Origin of the sequence: Edwardsiella sp. EA181011, assembly GCF_000800725.1 — a bacterium.
Classification (GTDB): domain Bacteria; phylum Pseudomonadota; class Gammaproteobacteria; order Enterobacterales; family Enterobacteriaceae; genus Edwardsiella; species Edwardsiella anguillarum.
In genome coordinates this window covers 2,639,946-2,655,531 of sequence record NZ_CP011364.1, presented here as the reverse complement: position 1 = coordinate 2,655,531, position 15,586 = coordinate 2,639,946, and the positions used below count along the sequence as shown (strand labels likewise).

Here is a 15,586-nt window from a genome sequence, read left to right as displayed (position 1 = left end):
TTTTTTTTATTGGCGCGGGATCACATCGGCGAGACGTTAACGGTGCTGCCGTTGCTCAGCAGCATCACGCGCTGATTAACCCGGAAAGCCTGCTTGTCGTTTTTCTGCACCACGGCGATGGTCTTACCGCTGTCGAGACGGATCACCAGTTGGACGCCATTGGTACGGTTGACCGCGCCCTCAATGCTGTTGCCAGCCACGCCGCCCGCGACGGCGCCTGCGGCGGTCGCCAGGCTGCGTCCGGTGCCGCCGCCGATGGTGTTACCCAGCAGACCACCGATGACGGCGCCACCGATGGTGCCGATCACGTTCGCCTCGTTACCGGCCTGAATCTGTACCGGCTCCATGGAGACGATGGTGCCATATGTTACCTGCTGTACCTGCTTGGCCTGATTGGCGCTGTACACGTCACCGGACAGGGTGCTGGTATTGGCACAGCCCGCCAGGGTTGCCGTGGCAATAGCGACAATAATAAGACGCTTCATCATGATTAGGTTCCTTTTATTACCATTACCCGTGTTCTTTCCCAGGGGGCGGCGGTGAGATGGCTGAGCCTCATGACCGGACGCGCCCGCGGGACGAGCGTAGCTTCAGTGTATGTCAAAATGGCTTAACCGTGGGTAAACCGTCGCCGACGGTGGCGTACTGCCCATCAGTATGGCATGTATAATGTTATTCTAATGATAAAACGGTAGCTTAAGAAGTCGGAATCCGGAAATTATGTTGCAGCTTTTTGCTGGCGTCGGATTTATCCGCAATTGGCGCCGATATTGATAAAAGTTAAGTCGATCCGTGAGTTGGGTGATAGGCTGGACGAAATACCGGCGACGGCCTGCGCGGCGCGTCGCACCACCGGAGTCGGAAGAGAAAATGAAAACGGGACGCTATATCGGCATTATGTCCGGCACCAGCCTGGACGGTATTGATGTGGTTCTGGCCGCGATCGATGAAACGCTGGTGGCACACCAGGGACGCTACGTTCACCCCATTCCCCATGAGGTCAAGACGGCGATCCTGGCCATGAGCCAGGGGCAGGAGACGACGCTGGCGGCGGTGGGCGAGTTGGATCGGGTCCTGGGCACGCTGTATGCCGAGGCGGTCAATCAGCTGCTGCAGCGCCAGAGGCTGACGGCCCATGATATCGTGGCCATCGGTTGCCATGGGCAGACCGTCTGGCATCAGCCCGACGGGAGCGCGCCGTTTACGCTGCAGCTGGGGGATAATAACCGCGTAGCGGCGCTGACAGGGATCGCCACGGTGGGCGATTTTCGGCGGCGCGATATGGCTTATGGCGGGCAGGGCGCCCCGCTGGTTCCGGCGTTTCATCATGCGCTGCTGGCCCACCCCGGCGAGCGACGCATGGTGCTGAATATCGGGGGATCGCCAATTTATCGCTGCTGCTGCCTGGCGCGGCGGTACGCGGCTTTGATACCGGGCCGGGCAATATGCTGATGGATGCCTGGATCTGGCGCCGGTGCGGACGTCCGTACGACGCCGACGCCGTCTGGGCGCGCGGCGGTCGCGTTCTTAGCGCGCTGCTGGCGCAGATGCTGGCGGATCCCTATTTTGCGCGTCCGGCGCCGAAAAGTACCGGACGGGAGCTGTTTAATCTCGGCTGGCTGGAGCGGCACCTGCAGCGTTGGCCCGGCGTGGACGCCCGGGATGTCCAGGCGACGCTGGCGGAGCTGACGGCGCGCAGCATCGCCGATCAGGTACAGCTGGCCGGCGGCTGCGAGCGCCTGCTGGTCTGCGGCGGCGGCGTTCACAATCCGCTGGTGATGGCCCGGCTGGCGGCCCTGCTGCCGGGCACCGAGGTCGCGTCGACCGATAAATACGGCGTCAGCGCGGATGATATGGAGGCGCTGGCCTTTGCCTGGCTGGCCTACCGGACGCTCTCGGGACTGCCCGGCAACCTGCCGTCGGTGACCGGCGCCGATCGTCCGACGCTGCTGGGCGCCATCTACCCGGTCAATCCCTACGATGCCGGTATCGCTCTATAGCTTTATCAACGGAGGGCTCTATGATGCGCTTTTCCCTCGCGGTAACCGCCATGCTGACGCTGGGCGGGTGTCAGTGGCTCGGCGTCACCCCGCCACAGACGCTGCACTATCGCTGTGGCACGCTGCCGCTGACCCTACAACAGGATAATGCCCGGCGCCAGGTGCGTCTGGTGCTGGACGGCAACGCGCTGACGCTGCCACAGACGCTCTCGGCATCGGGCGTGCGCTACAGCGATGGCCGCTATACCTTCTGGTCTAAGGGCGAGGGCGCTTTTGTCGAGCGTGACGGGCATCTAATCCTGAATGATTGCCGGCTGCAGCGCTGAGCCCGACTGTCCCTATAGTTTCCCCCCTGCTGTCACCGTCCGGCTCGCCCTGCGGCAGGTGGTGAGCTTATCATGTTTATTATCAATGAATTACATCTCATTCCCGATCGTCGCCTAGCGCCGCTCGGGAGGAATTTGTATGGCAAAATCCCCGATCCCTCCCGCCTGACGGGGGGCGGGGAAACGCAGGCGATTGAGATTGTGACGGCCAGCGTGCAGAATGAACCTATCTCCGCTGGCAGGACGTTGAATATGAGTGAAAACAACGAGTTTGATATTGCCGATCTGCGCCGCGACTATGTGCGCGGCGGCCTGCGCCGCCGTGATTTAACCGCCAATCCGCTAGATCTGTTCGAACGCTGGCTGCGTCAGGCGTGCGATGCGCGTCTGGCCGATCCGACCGCCATGTGCGTGGCGACGGTGGATAAGTCCGGCCAACCCCATCAGCGCATCGTGCTGCTGAAGCACTACGATGCGCAGGGCATGGTGTTTTATACCAATCTGGGCAGCAATAAGGCTCAGCAGCTGGAGGAGAATCCGCGTATTAGCCTGCACTTCCCCTGGCATATGCTGGATCGACAGGTCAGCATCACCGGCACGGCTCACCGTCTCTCGGCCCTGGAGGTGATGAAGTATTTTCACAGCAGACCGAAGGACAGTCAGATTGCCGCCTGGGTGTCACACCAGTCGGCGCGCATCTCCACCCGCGGGATCCTGGAGAGCAAGTTTTTGGAGCTGAAGCAGAAGTTTTTGCAGGGTGAGATCCCACTGCCTAGCTTTTGGGGCGGCTATCGGGTATCGCTGCAGACCATCGAATTTTGGCAGGGACGCGAAAGCCGCCTGCACGATCGTTTTCTGTATCAGCGCGATGGGGGTGGTTGGCAAATTGACCGCCTGGCGCCCTAGGTTGGGGACAGGGACGGCGGCGGCGGCCATTTGGCTACGCCTTAACCCTCAAACGGTTACGGACACAGCCTAACGGCGTAATTTCCCCTGTAAAGGCTGGCGTGACGGAGCGCGGCGCTTTATCCTATAGCGTTTATTATCCGCCTTGACACCGCCCCGCGAGGGTAACGGTGTGTGTTAACACTAATGGAGTTATTAATGGCAAGCAGCAACCTGATTAAACAACTGCAAGAGCGGGGCCTCGTTGCCCAGGTTACGGATGAAGAAGCGTTGGCAGAGCGACTGGCGCAGGGGCCCATCGCACTGTATTGCGGATTCGATCCGACCGCTGACAGCTTGCACTTGGGCCATCTGGTTCCCCTGCTGTGCCTTAAGCGCTTCCAGCAGGCCGGGCATAAGCCGGTGGCGCTGGTGGGCGGGGCGACCGGTCTGATCGGCGATCCGAGCTTTAAGGCGACCGAGCGTAAGCTGAACACCGAAGAGACGGTGCAGAGCTGGGTGGATAAAATCCGCCGTCAGGTAGCGCCGTTTCTGGACTTCGACTGTGGGAGCAACAGCGCGATTGCCGCCAATAACTACGATTGGTTTGGCGGCATGAATGTGCTGACCTTCCTGCGCGATATCGGCAAGCACTTCTCTGTTAACCAGATGATTAACAAAGAGGCAGTTAAGCAGCGTCTGAACCGTGACGATGTGGGGATCTCCTTCACCGAGTTCTCCTACAACCTGCTGCAGGGCTATGACTTTGCCAGCCTGAACCGTATGCACGGCGTCGAACTGCAGATCGGCGGATCCGATCAGTGGGGGAACATTACCTCCGGCATCGACCTGACCCGCCGCATGAACCAGCAGCAGGTGTGGGGGCTGACCGTCCCGCTGATCACCAAGGCCGACGGGACCAAGTTTGGCAAGACCGAAGGCGGCGCGGTATGGCTGGATCCGAAAAAGACCAGCCCGTACAAGTTTTACCAGTTCTGGATCAATACCGCCGATGCCGACGTATACCGTTTCCTGAAATTCTTCACCTTTATGGACATTGAGGAGATCAATGCGCTGGAAGAGGAAGATAAGAACAGCGGCAAGGCGCCGCGCGCGCAGTATGTGCTGGCCGAGGCGGTGACGCGCTTGGTGCACGGCGAGGCGGGGCTGGAGGCGGCGAAACGCATCACCCATAGCCTGTTCTCCGGCAGCCTGAGCGAGATGACCGAGGCCGACTTTGCCCAGCTGGCACAGGATGGCATGCCGATGGTCGAAATGGATAAAGGCGCCGATCTGCAGCAGGCGTTGGTTGACGCCGAACTGCAGCCGTCGCGTGGCCAGGCGCGTAAAACCATCGCCTCTAACGCGGTCACCGTCAACGGTGAGAAACAGTCCGACCCTGAATACACTTTCAGCGACGGCGATCGTCTGTTTAGCCGCTATACGCTGCTGCGTCGCGGCAAGAAGAACTATTGCCTGATCTGCTGGAAGTAATCACAGCAATCAAGGGGGCTGCGGCCCCCGTTAATACCAACGACTGCCCAGTGGGCAGATAAGCAAAAATACGATGAAGAATATCCTTTCCATTCAATCTCACGTGGTGTTTGGCCACGCCGGCAACAGCGCCGCCGTTTTCCCGATGCGTCGCATGGGCGTTAACGTATGGCCGCTGAATACCGTTCAGTTTTCTAACCATACTCAGTACGGTCACTGGACCGGCAGCGTGATGCCGGCTAATCATCTGACCGAGATTGTGCAAGGGATTGCCGATATTGGGGAGCTGACGCGCTGCAACGCGGTGCTGAGCGGCTACATTGGTTCGCCGCAGCAGGGCGAGCATATTTTGCAGATCGTTCGACAGGTGAAGCAGAGTAACCCCGACGCATGGTATTTTTGTGATCCGGTGATGGGACACCCGGAAAAAGGGTGCATCGTCGCGCCGGGCGTGGCTGAGTTCTTCTGCCAGCAGGCGGTCGCCTGCAGCGATATCATGGCGCCCAATCTGCTGGAGCTGGAGACGCTGACCGATCGTAAGATAACCAGCGTTGAGGAGGCCCTGGCGGCCTCCCGCGCGCTGATCGCCCGTGGCCCGCGCATTGTCTTAGTCAAACACCTGCACAATGCTGGCTACGATCGCAACCGCTTTGAAATGTTGCTGGTCACCGCCGACGAGGCCTGGCACATCGCCCGTCCGCTGGTGGACTTCGGTGCCCGCCAGCCGGTGGGCGTTGGCGATTTGACCAGTGGTCTGCTGCTGGTGAACCTGCTGAAGGGCGAGTCGCTGCAGAGCGCGCTGGAGCACGTTACGGCGGCGGTCTATGAGGTGATGCTGACGACCCAGGCGATGGGGGAGTACGAGCTGCAGCTGGTCGCCGCCCAGGATCGCATCGCCTGTCCGCAGCACCGCTATACGGCGCGGGCGCTGCACGGCTGATCCCGGACGATCCGCAAAAAACGAGGCCTCCCCTGGGAGGCCTTTTTTTTACTTGTCTGCTGCGCGCTCAGGGTCGATCGCGCTACTTCAACCCCTCGGCGCTGAGCGTAGCATCGACCGCCGGCCGCGCGGCGATACGCGCCATATAGTCGGCCAGCGCCGGCCAGACGGCCAGATCGAAGTGCATCGCCTTGGCCCAGCACAGCGTGGTGAACAGATAGGCGTCGGCGACGCTGAAGCTGGGCCCCAGCAGGTAGGGACGCTCGCTGAGTACGCCGTTGAGGTAGTGGAACTGCTTCTCCAGCGCCGCGCGCGCTATCGCCTTGCTCTCCTGCGGCTGGCGCGGATTGAACAGCGGGCTGAATCCCTTATGGATCTCGGTGGCAATATAGTTGAGCCATTCGATCGCGTGATAGCGCGCCAGCGTCTCCTGCGGCGGGATCAGCGCGCGGTCTGGCACCCGATCGGCCAGGTACTGCACGATGGCCACCCCTTCGGTCAGCAGACTGCCGTCATCCAGCAGCAGCGCCGGCACCTGTCCCTTGGGATTAATGCGCAGATAGTCGCTGCCGTGCTCGGTACGTTTGCTGGCCAGATCCACACTTTCGATGGTGAAGTCCAGACCGGCCTCACGCAGTACGATATGCGGTGAAAGAGAGCAGGCCCCGGATTTATAGAACAATTTCATCACTCGCTCCTTGGACGTTTCCGCTGGGTAGATGACCTTTAGCGTAGTCCGTCAGCGGCGGTCTGTCTGTGTGGCAGATAGAATTTATACGCGGCGCGCCCGCGGTAAAAAAAAGGCGCCGCAGGGGCGCCTTTTTCGCGAGGGAGAGAAATCAATCGCCCAGGGTCATGCGGTTCAGCTTCGGCGCGGTCAGCAGCATCAGCACGGCGATGACGGCGGTAGCGATACCGATCTGCATAAATACGTGGCTATAGATAGCCAGTGACGCGTGGGGATCGGCAACCTCGCCCCCCGGCACGGCGGTCAGCGCCGCCACTTTACCGGCGATCAGCGCCGCGGCGGCGGTGGTCAGGAACCAAGAGCCCATGATAAAGCCCATCAGTCGCTGCGGCACCAGCTGCGCCACCATGGCCAGACCCAGACCGGAGATCATCAGTTCGCCGATACTCTGCAGCGCATAGCTCAGGATCAGCCAGTTAACCGACACAATCCCCGCTTCATTGGCGAAGGATGCGCCCCACGGCAGCACCAGGAACGCGCCGGAGCACAGCACCATACCGATAGCAAACTTGTGCGGCATCGGCAGGCGGTCGCCCATCTTGTTGTAGATTGCGGCTAGGATCGGGCTAGCGACCATGATCCAGAACGGGTTCAGCGCCTGATACTGCTCCGGCTCGAACGCGATGCCGAAGATGCTGTGTTCAACGTTATGGATGGCGAAGAAGTTCAGCGAGGTCGGCATCTGGCTATACAGCACGAAGAAGACCACGGCTTCTAGCATCAGCAGGAAGGCGACGATCATCTTACGGCGCGCGCCGCCCTGCAGTGCAAAGGTCTCTTTCGCGAAGATCAGGATGATGCCGGCGGAGATGATGGCCAGCGCCCAGCGCGCGATGGTTTGGTTATGCAGCAGCCAGGTTGAAATGGCGACCAGGATCACAACGCCGACCAGGGTCATCATCAGCTTGCCGACCTGCAGCGCTGCGAAGTCCGGCTTGGAGCCCTGATCCTTCACCCAGCGACGGCACATCATAAAGTTGACCAGGGTGATCAGCATGCCCACGACGCTCAGGGAGAACGCGACGCTCCAGCCAAAGCGGGCCGCCAGCCACGGGGTTGCCAGCATAGAGAAGAAGGAACCGATGTTCACCGACATGTAGTACATGGTGAAGGCGCCGTCCAGGCGCGGATCGTTTTTCTCATAGCAGGTGGAGAGCAGCGAGGAGGGGTTAGCCTTAAACAGGCCGTTACCGACCGCGATAGTCGCCATCCCCACGTAGACCAGCGACAGGTCATGGCCGGAGTAGGCGACAAAGGCATAGCCAATGGCCAGAACCAGCGCGCCGAGCATGATGACGCGCTTGGCACCCAGCACCTTGTCACCCAGCCAGCCGCCGATAGCGACGAAGCCGTATACCAGGGCGCTGAAGGAGGAGAACAGGGTAATGGAGTCGGCCTCGGTCATGCCCAGCATCTTGACCAGATAAACGGCCATGATGCCCTGCAGGCCGTAATAGCCAAAACGTTCCCACAGTTCGATAGAGAAGATCAGATAGAAAGCACGGGGCTGTTTAAACGCGTTAAGACTCACGTTTTCCGGTTGGTTGTTGTTTGCGTTTGACACAAGTTACCTCTGGTTTTTCACGCCCGTCTGACGACGGGTAACGGCCGCGGCGCATGTTTAAAAAACATACTGTTTACATTGTTATACGCGGCAGGAAGAGGGGTACTCTTAACGATATTTTGCAGGCTGACAATAGCTTTGTCATATTCTGTTACACAAACATTCTATGGAATAATCCGATAATGTTACAAATGTTACTCAGAGGGAACTAACGCCTAAAATGCATTTTCCGATGTAAAATTTTGCCGAATTGCTGTACAAAAGCAATTTCGTTGTATATTTCGCTATTTTTATAAAAAAGCAGGGTTATTATCTGGTTGTTCGCAATAATTGTATTTGATTGTACTAAATTATCGTCTTTTTCCAAAATCATCAAATAGAGCAACATATCGGCATCAATCGAAGAATAATATTAACGATTTAAATGTGATCAACCTCAAAATTACGACAACGAAAGTGCTTGCGCTGTGGCAAATAAAGTGAAACTGCGCTAGCAGAGGTAAAAACGGGGGAGAGATCACAGCAGAGGGCGGCGCGCACCGCCGGATAAGCAGTGCGCGGCACCGGGAAAGGGCCTACTGCTCGGGGTAGACTTTATCGCGGAATTCGCACAGATCCTCGATGAGGCAGGAGCCGCAGCGCGGGCGCCGGGCGATGCAGGTATAGCGCCCGTGCAGGATCAGCCAGTGATGACAGTTGAGGGTGAACTCCGCCGGTACCACCTTAAGCAGCTTCTCCTCAACCTCGTTGACCGTCTTTCCCGGCGCAAAGCGGGTGCGGTTACAGACGCGGAAAATATGGGTATCGACGGCGATGGTCGGCCAGCCGAAGGCCGTATTGAGCACGACGTTGGCGGTCTTGCGTCCGACGCCGGGCAGCGCCTCCAGCGCAGGGCGATCCTCCGGTACCTCGCCGCCGTGCTGCTCCAGCAGGAGACGGCAGGTCTTGATAATGTTTTCCGCTTTGCCGTTATACAGACCGATGGTCTTGATGTGCCGCTTGACACCGTCCACGCCGAGCGCCAGCAGCGCCGCGGGGGTGTTGGCCGCCGGAAACAGCGTCGCGGTTGCCTTATTGACGCTGACGTCGGTCGCCTGGGCCGACAGCAGCACGGCGATCAGCAGTTCAAACGGGCTGCTGTAGATAAGCTCGGTGGTCGGCTGCGGATTGGCGTCGCGTAGGCGCCGGAGTATCTCGATGCGTTTTTCCTGATTCATCATGCCTGCTCATGGTTGTCCGTGGGCGCCGCGCTGCGCTGCGCTTGGCCAACGGCGCTACGCTGCGCCTGACGCCGGCGTAGCTTTTGATCGATAACATATTTGAACGCCAGCATAAACCCAAGGCCAAGAAATGCGCCCGGCGGCAAAATGGCCAGCAGGAACGGCGTATCGGTATGAAACAGCTCGATGCGCAGCGCGCGGGCCCAGTGGCCGAGCAGCAGGTCGGCGCCGTCGAATAGGGTACCGTTGCCCAGGATTTCACGCAGGGCGCCCAAAACGAACAGCGCCGCGGTCGCGCCTAGTCCGGTGGCCAGGCCGTCCAGCGCCGCTACCCCGACGGGATGGTGGGCGGCATAGGCCTCGGCGCGCCCGATGACGATGCAGTTGGTGACGATCAGCGGAATAAAGATCCCCAGGGATTGATACAAGCCGAACGCGTAGGCGTTGATCAGCATCTGCACCGCGCTGACGACGGAGGCGATGATCATCACATAGATAGGAATACGGATCTCGCTGGGCACCCAGCGGCGCAGCGCCGAAACGGCGCTGTTGGTCAAGACCAGCACCAGCGTGGTGGCCAGCCCCAGCCCCAGGGCGTTGGTGGCGGTCGAGGAGACCGCCAGCAGCGGGCAGAGGCCGAGCAGCTGTACCAGGGCCGAGTTGTTCTTCCATAGCCCGTTGATGAATAGATTTTTGGCCTCACTCATTCACTTTCTCCACAGCGCGGCAGGCTGGCCAGATGCGGTCGGATATCGCGGATTGCCAGCGTGGTGCGGCGAACGGCGTTAACCACCGCCCGCGGAGTGATGGTAGCGCCGGTAAACTGGTCGAACTCGCCGCCGTCTTTCTTTACCCGAAACGCCGGGTCCTGTGCGCCGTGTACGACCTTGTTGCGAAAGCTGTCGATCCAGTCGGAGATACGGATTTCAATTTTATCGCCGAGCCCTGGGGTTTCGTGCTGCTCTTGCACCCGTACGCCTAGAACCTTACCGCTGAAATCGGCGCCGACCAGCAGGCGAATGGCGCCGGCATAGCCATCGGGCGCGGTGGCCTCGACCAGCGCAGCGATCGGCTGGCCCTGACGCTGGGCCAGATACAGCCGGTGCTCCGCGCCGTCGCCCAGGCGCGGGTCGCGCAGCAGCAGACAGCTACGCTGCAGGTCGTTGTCGTAGTCGCCCGGTGCGATCACCTGATCAAACAGTCGCTGCTGCTGCAGCGCCGCCTGACGGGCGATGGTGCGGGTGGTCAATTGATGCACGATGGCCGTCAGCGCGGTGGCGAGGATGGCGAACAGGGCCAGGCGGATACCGTGGCGGCGCATAGTGGTTAGCATGAAGACTCCTTAGCGATGGCCATAAACGCGCGGCTGGGTGTAGTGGTCGATCAGCGGCACACAGATGTTGGCCAGCAGCACCGCAAAGGCGACGCCGTCGGGGTAGCCGCCATAGGTGCGGATCAGCCAGACCAGTACGCCGCAGAGCAGGCCAAAGATCAGGCGGCCGCGCGGCGTGGTGGCCGCGGTGACCGGATCGGTAGCAATGAAAAACGCGCCCAGCATGGTGGCGCCGGAGAACAGGGTAGTCAGCGGCGGCGCAATGCTCTGCGGCGCCAACCCACCGCCCAGCGCGGCGCATAGCGCCATGGCGACCAGGAAGCCTAGCGGGATCTGCCAGTGAATAATGCGGCGCAGCAGCAGCAGCAGGCCACCGAGCAGGAACCCTGCGTTGACCCATTGCCACCCTAAACCGGCCAGCTCGCCCTGCCAGATGGGCTGGCGGAAGATTTCCGTCAGCGTCTGGCCGCTGCGCAGCCCGGTCTTCACGCTGTCGAGCGGCGTGGCGGAGCTTACGCCGTCCACGCTGAGCAGGGCGTGCAGATCGGCGGCGTGACCGCCGAAGATCTGTGACAGAGTATGGCTGAGATCCAGCGGTTGGTTCAGCAGGCTCTGCGGCGGCAGCCAGGTGGTCATGGGCACCGGGAAGGCAATCAGCAGCATGACATAGCCGACCATGGCCGGGTTGAAGGGGTTCTGCCCCAGCCCGCCGTACAGCTGCTTGGCGATGATGATGGCAAAGGCGCTGCCGAGCACGACGAGCCACCAGGGCGCCAGCGGCGGCAGGCTGATGCCCAGCAGCAGCCCGGTCAGCAGCGCGGAATTATCGCCGAGCGTACTGAGCGGGCGTCGGCGTAGACGCAGCACCAGCGCCTCACAGAGGCAGGCGGTGAGGATGGCCAACGTGAGCTGGATAAGCGTGCCGTAGCCAAAAAAGTAGGTTTGCGCCACGATGCCAGGCAGGGCGGCGGCAACGACCCAGAACATGATGCGCCCCGTGTTCTGGCGGTTATGGGTAAAGGGTGAACTGGCGATTCTGAAGGCCATTTATTCCTCGCTTGGCGCTGCGGACGCCTGCTTTGCCTTAATGCGGGCGATAGCGGCCGCGACGGCCGCTTTCTGCGCATCCGTGGGGGTGGATGGAGAGGCGGGCTGAGGGGCCTCTCCGCTGACCAATGCCTGGCGGGCTTTCACCCGAGCGATTGCCGTGGCGATGGCGGCCTGGCGATCGGACGTCGGCGTCTCTTTTTCCGAGGCTGCCGGTGTATCCGCGTCGGATCCTGGCGCGTAGGCTGCCTGCAGCGTTGCCCGGTGGATCTGACGGCGAGGGCTTTCACCCTTGTCTGCCGCCGGTGGCTCGGCGTCGGCTTCGCTCGCCGCGGCCTGCTTGGCCTTGGCGCGGGCGATGGCGGCGGCGATGGCCGCCTTACGCGGATCGTCCTGCGGCGCCGGAGCGTCGGCGTCGCTGTTCGCGGCCGATGGGGCCGCTGCCTGCTTGGCCTTGGCGCGGGCGATGGCGGCGGCGATGGCCGCCTTGCGCGGATCGTCCTGCGGCGCCGGAGCGTCGGCGTCGCTGTCCGCGGCCGATGGGGCCGCGGCCTGCTTGGCTTTGGCGCGGGCGATGGCGGCGGCGATGGCCGCCTTACGCGGATCGTCCTGCGGCGCCGGAGCGTCGGCGTCGCTGTTCGCGGCCGATGGGGCCGCTGCCTGCTTGGCCTTGGCGCGGGCGATGGCAGCAGCCAGCGCCGCCTGCCGCGGATCGCTTACCGCGGCGGTGACGTCATCGGTCGGCCCCGCCTTACGCAGGTTAATGCGCTGCAGCGCGGCTTGGATGGTCTCCCGATCGCTGTTGCTGACGCTGACGGCGGCCTGTTTATGACGCTGCTCGCGCGCCGCCTTTTCCCGCGCCAGTCGCGCCAGACGGGCCTCAAAGCGCGCCTTGGCCTCGGCGGCGCGTCGGGCCTCATCGTCCAATGCGCGGATCTCGGCCTTCTCCTGTCGATAATACTGCACCAGCGGAATGTTGCTGGGACACACATAGGCGCAGGCGCCGCACTCGATGCACTCCTGCAGATGGTAGTCGCGCGCCTTATCGTGCTCCTTGCCCTGGCTGAACCAGTACAGCTGCTGGGGCAGTAGGCGCGCTGGACAGACGTCGGCGCAGGCGCCGCAGCGAATGCAGGGCTGCTCCGCCTGCGCCGCGCTGGCGCTGAATTCATCGCGCGAAGGCGTCAGGATACAGTTGGTGATCTTGACCACCGGGACGCCGAGGCGCGACAGGGTAAACCCCATTAGCGGGCCCCCCATGATCACCATCGGGTGCTTGTTCTGTGCAATAAACCCGCCGTTTTGCAGCAGATGCTTCACCGGCGTACCGATGGCGGCCCAGACATTTCCCGGGCGGTGCATCTGCTCGCCGGTCAGGGTGACCACGCGCTCGATCAGCGGCTCTCCGTCGATGACGGCGCGCTTGATGGCGTAGACCGTCGCCACGTTTTGCATCAGCACGCCGATGGAGGCCGAGTGTCGACCGTGGGGAACCTCCATGCCGGTCAGGATCTTGATCAGCTGCTTGGCCCCGCCGGAGGGATACTTAGTGGGGATCACCCGCAGCTGTATCTGATCGTGACCCTGTAACGCCTGCCGCAGGGCGGCGATCGCCTGCGGCTTATTGTCTTCGATGCCAATCAGCACCCGCTCAGGCGACAGAATGTGGCGCAGTATCGCGCAGCCGGTGACGATATCCGCGGCCTGCTCGCGCATCAAGCGATCGTCGGCGGTGATGTAGGGCTCACACTCGGCGGCGTTGATGATCAGGGTATTGATGCGATCCACGCCGCCGTTGAGCTTGGCGGCGGTCGGGAAACCGGCGCCGCCGAGTCCGGCGATCCCGGCCTGATGGATATGGTCGATCAGCGCCGAGGGCGTCAGGGTGCGATAGTCGGGCAGCGGGTGGCGCTCTCCCCAGCGCTCCTGCTGGTCGGGAACCAGGCTGATGCACAGCTCGGGCAGGCCGGAGGGGTGGGCGGTCACCTGGCGCGAGATGGCGCTGATGGTGCCGGAGGTCGACGCGTGTACCGGCAGGGTGCGGCCATTGCCATGGGTGAGCGGCTGGCCTTTCAGCACCCGTTCGCCCACCTTGACCAGCAGGTCCCCCTCGGGTCCCAGGTGCTGCTGCAGCGGAATGATCAGCAGATTCGGCAGCGGAATGCGGCGCAGCGGGATCTCGCTGGAGATCTGTTTCATCTCAGGGGGATGGATCCCCCCTGTAAAGTCCCACAGTCTCTCTTTACGCAGTGCGGCGAACAGCTTAAACATGGCGCTCAACTTCCAGAATATGTACGGGGATGGTCTGCAAATCCCATTTCCAAGTGGCGGTCGTGGTAGGGACGGGCACCAGCTGGATACACGACGTCGGGCAGGGCGGCAGACACAGGCCGCAGCCGGTACACTGATCGCTGATGACGGTGTGCAGCGCTCGCGTCGCGCCGACGATGGCGTCGACCGGGCAGGACTGAATACACTTGGTGCAGCCGATACAGTTGGCCTCGTCGATCAGCGCGACCTGGCGCTGAGGCTCGCGCTGGGCGCTCTCGCCCTCCAGCGGCTGCGGATCGACGGCCAACAGGGCGGCGATATTACGCATTACCGCGTCGCCGCCCGGCGCACAGCGGTTGATCTTCTCCCCGTTGGCGACGGCCTCGGCATAAGGGCGGCAGCCAGGGTAACCGCACTGGCCGCACTGGCTCTGCGGCAGCAGGGCGTCAATACGTTCTACGATGGGGTCCGCCTCCACCTGAAAACGGCGGGCGGCAAATCCCAGGATCAGGCCGGAGAGCAGCGCGATGGCGCTGACGGCGGCGATCGCTATCCACAATGAAGACATTAGAATTTCACCAATCCGCTAAAGCCCATAAAGGCAAGAGACATCAGCCCGGCGGTGATGAGGGCAATGGACGCGCCGCGAAACGGCGCCGGGACGTCGGCCAGCGCCAGTCGCTCACGGATGGCGGCAAACAGCACCATCACCAGCGAGAAGCCGGCGGCGGCGCTAAACCCGTACACGGCCGACTGCAGAAAGTTGTGTGACTGGTTGACGTTGAGCAGCGCCACGCCGAGCACCGCGCAGTTGGTGGTGATCAGCGGCAGAAAGATGCCCAGCAGACGATATAGAATCGGGCTGGTTTTACGCACCGCCAGCTCGGTGAATTGTACCACGACGGCGATGACCAGAATAAAGGTCAGGGTGCGCAGATAGGTCAGCCCCAGCGGCACCAAAATAAACTGGTTTACGGCCCAGGCGCAAACGGACGCCAGGGTGAGTACAAAGGTGGTTGCCAGTCCCATGCCCATCGCCGTCTCAAGCTTTTTCGATACCCCCATAAAGGGGCACAGGCCGAGAAATTTAACCAGGACGAAGTTATTGACCAGGACGGTGCCGACCAGCAACAACAGGTAATCGGTCATCACACAAAACCTACAAAGCAGAAAGATCAGCCGGAAGATGAAACCGCTGTATTATCGGGGTTTAACCGGCTGACGACAACAGATCAAACGTAGGGTTATTGCGATTTGCGCAAATTACCCACGATGAGGGCGGCGGCGCCGGCGTAAATTGACGCTATTGCTCAATAAATGTCTGGCGCACGCGGGCCGAACGCTTGATATAGGGAACAAACACGGCGGCGGCCAGCAGCGGCATGACGATCCCGCGCAGCGCAAGGGTATCGCTGATCGGCGAGAAGGCGAAGGACTTCAGCGCCAGCAGCAGCATGACCAGCAGCCAGGCGATGAAATGCTTGGGGAAGCGCCGCGAGCGCTTAAAAAACAGGCGCAGCACGTGCAGTGAGAAGCACCATACGCCTAGGGTAATGAGCAGGGAGAGCCCCCACTGCGAGAAAAAGGTGCCGCCGTGGGACCACAGGCGTCCGCCGCCGCCGTGCTGCAGCAGCGTCATGATGAACAGCGCCAGCATCAGGCTGGAGGAGATGAGAGAGAGGATCATGTAGGCCAATGGCGCAAACAGCCAGCCGCCGATACGGTCAGTTTTCATCGTATGCAATACCGGATAAAAGG

15 protein-coding genes and 1 pseudogene are annotated in these 15,586 nt (G+C 61.5%); 5 read left to right on the top strand and 11 right to left on the bottom strand.

The annotated features are described in order from the left end of the window. Positions 1-20 precede the first annotated feature (20 nt). Positions 21-488 carry a glycine zipper 2TM domain-containing protein gene (locus QY76_RS11660; RefSeq protein ID WP_034163465.1) on the bottom strand — a complete coding sequence of 156 codons (468 nt, stop codon included), beginning with the start codon at positions 486-488 and terminating at the stop codon, positions 21-23. Between the two features lie 382 nt (positions 489-870). Here QY76_RS11660 and anmK point away from each other — a divergent pair. The 5 genes and pseudogenes from anmK to pdxY all read left to right on the top strand — a co-directional run bounded on the left by anmK (position 871) and on the right by pdxY (position 5,645). Then, a pseudogene (anmK, locus tag QY76_RS11655) lies at positions 871-2,000 on the top strand (anhydro-N-acetylmuramic acid kinase). Between the two features lie 20 nt (positions 2,001-2,020). Beyond that, a complete protein-coding gene (locus QY76_RS11650; protein WP_081854130.1) occupies positions 2,021-2,326 on the top strand; it encodes an MliC family protein in 306 nt (101 codons plus the stop codon). A gap of 252 nt (positions 2,327-2,578) precedes the next feature. Beyond that, the gene (gene pdxH / locus QY76_RS11645; RefSeq protein ID WP_034163463.1) at positions 2,579-3,232 is read left to right on the top strand and encodes a pyridoxamine 5'-phosphate oxidase; all 654 of its coding nucleotides are present in this window, start codon (positions 2,579-2,581) and stop codon (positions 3,230-3,232) included. Between the two features lie 198 nt (positions 3,233-3,430). Continuing rightward, positions 3,431-4,705, top strand: coding sequence for a tyrosine--tRNA ligase (gene tyrS, locus QY76_RS11640; RefSeq protein WP_034163451.1), 1,275 nt, complete (start codon positions 3,431-3,433; stop codon positions 4,703-4,705). Between the two features lie 73 nt (positions 4,706-4,778). Then, positions 4,779-5,645 (top strand): pyridoxal kinase PdxY, encoded by an 867-nt coding sequence (pdxY, locus tag QY76_RS11635; RefSeq protein ID WP_034163450.1) that lies wholly within the window; start codon positions 4,779-4,781, stop codon positions 5,643-5,645. Between the two features lie 82 nt (positions 5,646-5,727). Here pdxY and gstA read toward each other — a convergent pair whose 3' ends face one another. The 10 genes from gstA to QY76_RS11580 form a co-directional block, all read right to left on the bottom strand. Continuing rightward, on the bottom strand, positions 5,728-6,333 hold the full coding sequence (gene gstA, locus QY76_RS11630) for a glutathione transferase GstA (protein WP_034163449.1): 606 nt from the start codon (positions 6,331-6,333) through the stop codon (positions 5,728-5,730). A gap of 151 nt (positions 6,334-6,484) precedes the next feature. Continuing rightward, positions 6,485-7,957, bottom strand: a complete 1,473-nt coding sequence (dtpA, locus tag QY76_RS11625; RefSeq protein WP_034163448.1) for a dipeptide/tripeptide permease DtpA — start codon at positions 7,955-7,957, stop codon at positions 6,485-6,487. A gap of 575 nt (positions 7,958-8,532) precedes the next feature. Beyond that, positions 8,533-9,174, bottom strand: coding sequence for an endonuclease III (nth, locus tag QY76_RS11615; protein WP_034163462.1), 642 nt, complete (start codon positions 9,172-9,174; stop codon positions 8,533-8,535). Then, on the bottom strand, positions 9,174-9,884 hold the full coding sequence (locus QY76_RS11610; protein WP_034163446.1) for an electron transport complex subunit E: 711 nt from the start codon (positions 9,882-9,884) through the stop codon (positions 9,174-9,176). The genes nth and QY76_RS11610 overlap by 1 nt, the downstream gene beginning before the upstream one ends. Continuing rightward, positions 9,881-10,510, bottom strand: coding sequence for an electron transport complex subunit RsxG (rsxG, locus tag QY76_RS11605; protein WP_034163445.1), 630 nt, complete (start codon positions 10,508-10,510; stop codon positions 9,881-9,883). Before rsxG ends, QY76_RS11610 begins: the two co-directional genes overlap by 4 nt. Before the next feature lie 9 nt (positions 10,511-10,519). After that, on the bottom strand, positions 10,520-11,557 hold the full coding sequence (gene rsxD, locus QY76_RS11600; RefSeq protein ID WP_045427695.1) for an electron transport complex subunit RsxD: 1,038 nt from the start codon (positions 11,555-11,557) through the stop codon (positions 10,520-10,522). After that, positions 11,558-13,828 (bottom strand): electron transport complex subunit RsxC, encoded by a 2,271-nt coding sequence (rsxC, locus tag QY76_RS11595; RefSeq protein WP_038631584.1) that lies wholly within the window; start codon positions 13,826-13,828, stop codon positions 11,558-11,560. Continuing rightward, the gene (gene rsxB / locus QY76_RS11590) at positions 13,821-14,396 is read right to left on the bottom strand and encodes an electron transport complex subunit RsxB (protein WP_034163442.1); all 576 of its coding nucleotides are present in this window, start codon (positions 14,394-14,396) and stop codon (positions 13,821-13,823) included. Before rsxB ends, rsxC begins: the two co-directional genes overlap by 8 nt. Further along, the gene (rsxA, locus tag QY76_RS11585) at positions 14,396-14,977 is read right to left on the bottom strand and encodes an electron transport complex subunit RsxA (protein WP_015461468.1); all 582 of its coding nucleotides are present in this window, start codon (positions 14,975-14,977) and stop codon (positions 14,396-14,398) included. Before rsxA ends, rsxB begins: the two co-directional genes overlap by 1 nt. Positions 14,978-15,131: 154 nt before the next feature. Continuing rightward, on the bottom strand, positions 15,132-15,563 hold the full coding sequence (locus tag QY76_RS11580) for a DUF2569 domain-containing protein (protein WP_034163441.1): 432 nt from the start codon (positions 15,561-15,563) through the stop codon (positions 15,132-15,134). Positions 15,564-15,586: the final 23 nt, after the last annotated feature.

Bases quoted from the DNA above. Each gene is read 5' to 3' on its own strand.
- QY76_RS11660 (WP_034163465.1), bottom strand. From the start codon at position 488: ATGATGAAGCGTCTTATTATTGTCGCTATTGCCACGGCAACCCTGGCG.
- QY76_RS11650 (WP_081854130.1), top strand. From the start codon at position 2,021: ATGATGCGCTTTTCCCTCGCGGTAACCGCCATGCTGACGCTGGGCGGG.
- pdxH (WP_034163463.1), top strand. From the start codon at position 2,579: ATGAGTGAAAACAACGAGTTTGATATTGCCGATCTGCGCCGCGACTAT.
- tyrS (WP_034163451.1), top strand. From the start codon at position 3,431: ATGGCAAGCAGCAACCTGATTAAACAACTGCAAGAGCGGGGCCTCGTT.
- pdxY (WP_034163450.1), top strand. From the start codon at position 4,779: ATGAAGAATATCCTTTCCATTCAATCTCACGTGGTGTTTGGCCACGCC.
- gstA (WP_034163449.1), bottom strand. From the start codon at position 6,333: ATGAAATTGTTCTATAAATCCGGGGCCTGCTCTCTTTCACCGCATATC.
- nth (WP_034163462.1), bottom strand. From the start codon at position 9,174: ATGAATCAGGAAAAACGCATCGAGATACTCCGGCGCCTACGCGACGCC.
- QY76_RS11610 (WP_034163446.1), bottom strand. From the start codon at position 9,884: ATGAGTGAGGCCAAAAATCTATTCATCAACGGGCTATGGAAGAACAAC.
- rsxG (WP_034163445.1), bottom strand. From the start codon at position 10,510: ATGCTAACCACTATGCGCCGCCACGGTATCCGCCTGGCCCTGTTCGCC.
- rsxD (WP_045427695.1), bottom strand. From the start codon at position 11,557: ATGGCCTTCAGAATCGCCAGTTCACCCTTTACCCATAACCGCCAGAAC.
- rsxC (WP_038631584.1), bottom strand. From the start codon at position 13,828: ATGTTTAAGCTGTTCGCCGCACTGCGTAAAGAGAGACTGTGGGACTTT.
- rsxB (WP_034163442.1), bottom strand. From the start codon at position 14,396: ATGTCTTCATTGTGGATAGCGATCGCCGCCGTCAGCGCCATCGCGCTG.
- rsxA (WP_015461468.1), bottom strand. From the start codon at position 14,977: ATGACCGATTACCTGTTGTTGCTGGTCGGCACCGTCCTGGTCAATAAC.
- QY76_RS11580 (WP_034163441.1), bottom strand. From the start codon at position 15,563: ATGAAAACTGACCGTATCGGCGGCTGGCTGTTTGCGCCATTGGCCTAC.